A 6,277-nucleotide genomic window follows, 5' to 3' on the forward strand; every position below is an offset into this window, starting at 1 on the left:
CGCCCCGGTCATTTCTTCTTATGATTACAAGCTCAGCGTCATCAGGCTTGCGTTACCGCCAGCCGCCGTCGTGTTGACGCACAGGGCCCGTTCGGCCACCAGCCGCCACAGGGCGGCCGGCCGGTCCGGCTGGGTATCGACGATGCCGACGATGGCGCCGGGACGGGCCGCCAGTGTCGCCTGCAGATTTCCTTTCAAACCGCGTTCGACCATCGCCATCTGGATCTCGACGCTGTCCAGCTCGGCTTCACCGATGAAGCGCAGGCGCTCCCTCACTTCCGCCGGCAGGGTCGCCAGCACCGGGTCGCGCGCATCCGCCAGCACCATGGCGCGGTTGCCGGTGACCAGCACCGCCGCCAGCTGGTTCAGCAGGCCTTTCGTCTCGCTGGCCGCGCACAGGATGGCGCCGCGCGGCACGAAGCCGAGCACATTGCGCTCGCCGGTCGGGCCCGGCAAAGTGAGGCTGATGCCGTCCAGGGTCGTGGTGGCGTATTGCTCGGCCAGCACGGCGATATCGCCATGGCCGTTCGCCTGCGCCCAGCCCATCAGGGCGTCCAGCGCCGGGTTGCTGTGGCGCGCACGCTGCAGCAGCGATGCGGCTTCCTTCTGCAGGCGCTTCAGGTAGAGCGGACCGCCGGCCTTCGGACCGGTGCCCGATTTGCCCTCGCCGCCGAAAGGCTGCACGCCGACCACGGCGCCGACGATGTTACGGTTCACGTAGATATTGCCGACGTGGGCGCGCGAGACGATGAAATCGATGGTCTCGTCGATGCGCGAATGCACGCCCAAGGTCAGGCCGTAGCCGGTGCCGTTGATGGTGTCGACCACCTTGCCCAGGTCCGCGCGGCGGTAGCGCACGATGTGCAGCACCGGACCGAAGACTTCGCGCTGCAGTTCCGCCATCGAGCCGATTTCCAGCACGGTCGGCGGCACGAAGGTGCCCTGGGCCTCGAGCGCCGCCGGCAGCTCCAGCGCAAAATGGGCCTTGGCGCTGGCCTTGGTACGTTCGATGTGGGCCAGCAGGTTTTGCTGGGCTTCGCGGTCGATCACCGGGCCGATGTCGGTGGCCAGGCGGTCCGGTACGCCGACGCGCAGTTCCTGCATCGCGCCCTTCAGCATCTTGATGGTTTTATCCGCAATGTCTTCCTGCAGGAACAGCACGCGCAGGGCCGAGCAGCGCTGGCCGGCGCTGTCGAACGCCGAGCTCAGCACGTCCTGCACCACCTGCTCCGGCAGCGCCGAGGAATCCACGATCAGCGCGTTCTGGCCGCCGGTTTCGGCAATCAAGGGAATGTCATAGCCTTCGCGCTGGGCGCGTTCGGCCAGGGTGCGGTTGATCAGCTGGGCGACTTCGGTCGAACCGGTGAAGATCACGGCCTTCACACGCGCATCGGAGGTCAGGGCGGCACCCACGGTTTCGCCGCGGCCCGGCAGCAGCTGCAGCGCGCCCGCCGGCACGCCGGCTTCGTGGAACAGCTGCACGGCGCGCCAGGCGATCAGCGGGGTCTGCTCGGCCGGCTTGGCCAGCACCACGTTGCCGGCGGCCAGCGCAGCCGCCACCTGGCCCGTGAAGATCGCCAGCGGGAAGTTCCACGGGCTGATGCAGGTCACCGAACCCAGTGCCGGTGCGTCGCCGTTTTCGCGGATCTCGTTCGCGTAGTAGCGAAGGAAGTCGACCGCCTCGCGGATCTCGGCGATCGCGTTCGGCAGCGATTTGCCGGCTTCGCGCACGGCCAGGGCCATCAGCTCGCCCATATCGCGTTCGAACAGGCTGCCGACCCTGGCGATGATGTCGGCGCGGGCGCCGGCGCCCAGGCCCTCCCAGGCAGGGAAGGCTTGCGCGGCCGCCTGCAGCGCGGTGTCGACGTCGGCGACCGTCGCTTCGGTCACCTGGCCGACGATATCGGCCGATTGCGCCGGGTTGATCACGTTGACGGCGCCCACGGCATTCAGCGGACCGTCGACCAGCGGCGCTGCCAGGTACTGGCGCCGCGTGGCAAGCTCGGCCGCCAGGGCGCGCAGCACGTCTTCGTTGGCCAGGTCCAGGCCGGCGGAGTTCTTGCGCTCGGCGCCGTACAGGTCGAGCGGCAGCGGAATGCGCGGATGCGGCAGGCATTTGGCGGCGCGCGCCTGCTCGAAGGGATCGGCCAGCAGGGTGTCGATCGGCACGCTCTCGTCGACGATCTGGTTCACGAAGGACGAGTTGGCGCCGTTTTCCAGCAGGCGGCGCACCAGGTAGGCCAGCAGGGTTTCGTGCGAACCGACCGGCGCGTAGATGCGGCAGGCCTTACCGAGCTTATCGGCGCCCACGACCTGGTCGTACAGGGTTTCGCCCATGCCGTGCAGGCACTGGAACTCGTAGTTCGACACACCGTCGGCCTTGGCCCAGGTGTAGATCACGGATAAGGTGTGCGCGTTGTGGGTCGCGAACTGGGCGTAGATGACGTCGGTCGCGGCCAGCAGCTTTTTCGCGCAGGTCAGGTACGAAACGTCGGTGTACACCTTGCGCGTGTAGACCGGATAGCCGGGCAGGCCGTCGACCTGGGCGCGCTTGATCTCGGCGTCCCAGTAGGCGCCTTTCACCAGGCGCACCATGAACTTGCGGCCGCTGCGGCGCGCGAGGTCGACCACGTAGTCGATCACGAAGGGGCAGCGTTTCTGGTAAGCCTGGATCACCAGGCCGATGCCTTCGAATCCAGCCAGTTCGGCGTCGAAGGCCAGCGCTTCCAGCATGTCCAGCGAAATCTCGAGGCGGTCGGCTTCCTCGGCGTCGATATTGATGCCGATGTTGTACTGCTTGGCCAGCAGCACCAGTTTTTTCACGCGCGGCAGCAGCTCACCCATCACGCGGGCGTATTGTGCGCGGCTGTATCTCGCGTGCAGGGCCGACAGCTTGATCGAGATGCCCGGACCGTCCTTGATGCCGCGGCCGTTCGAGGCCTTGCCGATCGCGTGGATCGCGGCTTCGTAGGAAGCGTAGTAGTTCTCGGCGTCGAGTTCCGTCAGCGCCGCTTCGCCCAGCATGTCGTAGGAGTAGCGGTAGCCGCGGGTTTCATTCTCCCGGCTGTTCTTCAGCGCTTCGGCGATGGTCTGGCCGGTCACGAACTGGTTGCCCAGCATGCGCATGGCCATGTCGACGCCCTTGCGGATCAGCGGTTCGCCGCCCTTGGCGATCAGGCGGGTCAGCGCCGAACCGAGACCCTTTTCGCTGCTGCTCGAGACCAGCTTGCCGGTGATGAGCAGGCCCCAGGTGGCGGCGTTCACGAACAGCGACGGTGATTCGCCTAAGTGCTTCTTCCAGTCGCCCTTGCTGATCTTGTCGGCGATCAGACGGTCGGCGGTGTCGCTGTCCGGAATGCGCAGCAGGGCTTCCGCCAGGCACATCAGGGCCACGCCCTCTTCCGACGACAGCGAGAATTCGTGCATCAGCGCGTCCACGCCGGAGGAGCGGGTGCGCTTTTCGCGCACGGCCGAGACCAGGCGGTGCGCCAGCATATAGGCGTCGGCGGAAGCGGCTGCGCCCTGGGACAGCAGCCATTCGACGGCCTGGGCCTCGTCGCGGCGGTAGGCGGCGGTGATCGCGGCGCGCAGCGGGGTCTGTTCGCGTTTGGTCTCGGCCTGCAGGGCGTCGAAGGGAACGAAGGTGATGGCCGGGGTGGCGGCAATGTTCATGGAAGTTCTGGGAAAAAGAATAAAAATCGGGACCGGGCTCACATGTGCAAAGCGCCGGTCCATCGGGCGATGGCCGGCGCAAGCGCAAATGTGAATACATGATTCGATTGTAGAGGGAAATCTTCTGGATTAATTCTGTTTTTACAGAAGACTAGCAATAGATAGTTTTTGGTGAGAGAATTTCACCAAATAATATTTATAGTGGAGAGAGAAGAACATGCTGGACAAGATCAGCAAGAAAATCCTTGCCGAGCTGCAGAACGACGGGCGTATCAGCAACGTCGAACTGGCCGCCCGCGTCAACCTGTCGCCCGCGGCCTGCCTGGAACGCGTGCGCAAGCTGCACGAGTCCGGCTACATCATGGGTTACACGGCCCAGCTGAATCCCGTGCTGCTGGACGTATCGCTGCTGGTTTTCATCGAAGTGGTGCTGGACCGCACCACGCCGGAAGTCTTCGACGCCTTCAAACAGAGCGTCCAGCTGATTCCCGAGGTGCTGGAATGCCATATGGTCGCCGGCGGCTTCGACTACCTGGTCAAGGCGCGCGTGAAGGACATGGCGGCGTACCGGGAGTTCCTGGGCAAGACCCTACTGCAGAAGGGGGTGCGCGAGACGCACACCTATGCGGTGATGGAGGAAGTGAAGAATACGACCAAGCTGCCTATCAAATAAGCAAATCGCTTGTTAGTACCTGCGGCTTCTAAACGTCATCCCCGCTTACTTGAATAACGTCGCCCCCGCGAAGGCGGGGGTCCAAGTTTGTCAGTGTTTCGATAACTCACGCAGAACTTGGGTCCCCGCCTACGCGGGGATGACGGGGTTTAGCGGGAACGCCGCTTAAGCAATCTTCTCCATCTTCACATTCGCCTCCGAAGCCTGCGGCAGCGTCTTCTGCGCCGCAGCCGACATCTGTTCGAGGTTCTTGCGCAGCCAGCGGTGGGCCGGGCTGCGGCCGTCGCGTTCGTGCCACAGCATGTCCAGGTGCACGGCCGGCAACTGGAAGGGCAGTTCGCGCCATACCAGGGCGTCGGCGGCGCCGGTCGAGGCGATCAGGTGCTTCGGCAGCACCGTCACCAGGTCCGAATTGGCGACCACGCGGCCGGCGGTGAAGAACTGGTTCACCGTCAGCAGGATGCGGCGCTCGCGGCCGACCTGGGCCAGGGCTTCGTCGACCAGGCCATGGGCGCGGCCGGAAAAACTCACCAGCAGGTGGTTCGCCTTGCAGTAATCGTCCAGTTCCAGCTTGCCCTGGGCCAGCGGGTGGTTCTTGCGCATCACCGCCACATATTCACCCGAATACAGGCGCTCATGGCGGATCGGCGAGCCGGTTTCGTACGATAACTGGGCCGCCACGCCGGGGAAGAAGCCGACGGCCAGGTCGATGTCGCCGCGCAGCAGCATCGGCCGCGGTTCGCGCGTGGTCAGCGGCACCATGCGGATATTCACCCCCTGCGCTTCCTTTTCGATCGAGCGCACCAGCGACGGCAGCCACAGCGCCGCGGTGGCGTCCGCCATCGCCAGGCGGAAGGTGGCCTGGGCCTTGGAGACGTCGAAGGTTTCCGGCATCACCGCCGCTTCCAGCGCGGCCAGCGCCTGACGCACGGCCGGCCACAGCGCTTCGGCGCGCGGGGTCGGCTTGACGCCGTAGGCGGTGCGGATCAGGAGCTCGTCGCCCAGGCTTTCGCGCAGGCGCTTGATGGCGTTCGACACGGCGGGCTGGGTCATCGCCAGGTGGCCGGCGGCGCGGGTCAGGTTTTGCTCGGTCATGACGGCGTCGAAGACGCGGAGCAGGTTCAGGTCAAGCGTGAGGAAGCTCATGGGGGTCCGTTCTGGGGCTGCGTATGTGATGTTTGCAAGTGTACCCGATTTCCATTCACGATCAATATAAGACTCATCAGAGAACGTGATTAGATTTATATGTTGCGTTGCACTATAGTTACCTCGAACCTTAACGTTGAACATTTTCCTGAGCCATGTCTTTCACTGACGCCCTGTTACAAGCACCGATGACGGCCCTGCCGTTCATGCATCTGTTCACCAGCATGCTCCAGCTGGTCCTGCTGGGTGGGCTACTGATGTTCTTCCGTCCCCTCCTGATCGGCATCGTCCGTGCGCTGGTGCTGGTTGTGCGCCCGCGTCCGTCGAAGGACGAGCTGGCCGCACGCCGCAAGCTGCGCGACGCCAAGCTGGCGCAACAGGCCGCAGTGGCCGTCTCCGGCCCCGCCGAGGTGCGCGCGCTGCGTTCCTGACCAGTTCATACAGAATTTCTCCTTGAACGGCACCCGGGCAACCGGTGCCGTTTTTTTTGGCGCTGTTCGCGCCAAGTGTGGAATCTTTTCTGCAAGCCTGCGGTCCAACGTCGACCTGAACCGTTGATGGAGGCAGCATGCAAGCACGGCAGTTCGAACAGTTCCTGCAACGCCTGTCCAGCCTGACGCGGCGCCAGCGCGACCGCCTGCTCGACCTGCTGCAATCGGCGGCCGGCCTCGACCGTGTACTCGAGATCGTCGAGCAACCCGGCATGCCACTCTGCTGCCCGCACTGCCAGGCCGACAAACCCTATCGCCACGGCCATGCGCACGGACTGCAGCGCTACCGCTGCCG

5 protein-coding genes are annotated in these 6,277 nt (G+C 64.8%); 3 read left to right on the forward strand and 2 right to left on the reverse strand.

Translation table 11 applies throughout. From position 1 onward, the window contains the following. Positions 1 to 24: 24 nt before the first annotated feature. The gene (gene putA, locus AB4Z32_RS21585) at positions 25 to 3,672 is read right to left on the reverse strand and encodes a trifunctional transcriptional regulator/proline dehydrogenase/L-glutamate gamma-semialdehyde dehydrogenase (protein WP_442123921.1); all 3,648 of its coding nucleotides are present in this window, start codon (positions 3,670 to 3,672) and stop codon (positions 25 to 27) included. Between the two features lie 217 nt (positions 3,673 to 3,889). Here putA and AB4Z32_RS21590 point away from each other — a divergent pair, with 217 nt between their 5' ends. Next, complete coding sequence (locus AB4Z32_RS21590; RefSeq protein WP_435570377.1) at positions 3,890 to 4,345, forward strand: Lrp/AsnC ligand binding domain-containing protein; 456 nt, start codon at positions 3,890 to 3,892, stop codon at positions 4,343 to 4,345. Positions 4,346 to 4,510: 165 nt separating this feature from the next. Here the strand turns inward: AB4Z32_RS21590 and AB4Z32_RS21595 are convergent, their stop codons facing one another. Continuing rightward, on the reverse strand, positions 4,511 to 5,491 hold the full coding sequence (locus tag AB4Z32_RS21595) for a LysR family transcriptional regulator (RefSeq protein ID WP_442123922.1): 981 nt from the start codon (positions 5,489 to 5,491) through the stop codon (positions 4,511 to 4,513). A gap of 155 nt (positions 5,492 to 5,646) precedes the next feature. Between AB4Z32_RS21595 and AB4Z32_RS21600 the strand changes: the two genes are divergently transcribed. Beyond that, positions 5,647 to 5,922, forward strand: coding sequence for a hypothetical protein (locus AB4Z32_RS21600; protein ID WP_442123923.1), 276 nt, complete (start codon positions 5,647 to 5,649; stop codon positions 5,920 to 5,922). A 137-nt stretch (positions 5,923 to 6,059) separates the two neighbouring features. Beyond that, positions 6,060 to 6,277 (forward strand): IS1/IS1595 family N-terminal zinc-binding domain-containing protein (locus tag AB4Z32_RS21605; protein ID WP_442123924.1); only part of this gene is annotated, 218 nt, incomplete at its 3' end.

This window comes from Massilia sp. 2TAF26 (assembly GCF_052115005.1).
In the GTDB taxonomy this organism is placed as follows: Bacteria; Pseudomonadota; Gammaproteobacteria; order Burkholderiales; family Burkholderiaceae_D; genus Telluria.

Excerpts from the sequence above, each read along its gene's own strand:
- putA (WP_442123921.1), bottom strand. The coding sequence starts at position 3,672 with ATGAACATTGCCGCCACCCCGGCCATCACCTTCGTTCCCTTCGACGCC.
- AB4Z32_RS21590 (WP_435570377.1), top strand. The coding sequence starts at position 3,890 with ATGCTGGACAAGATCAGCAAGAAAATCCTTGCCGAGCTGCAGAACGAC.
- AB4Z32_RS21595 (WP_442123922.1), bottom strand. The coding sequence starts at position 5,491 with ATGAGCTTCCTCACGCTTGACCTGAACCTGCTCCGCGTCTTCGACGCC.
- AB4Z32_RS21600 (WP_442123923.1), top strand. The coding sequence starts at position 5,647 with ATGTCTTTCACTGACGCCCTGTTACAAGCACCGATGACGGCCCTGCCG.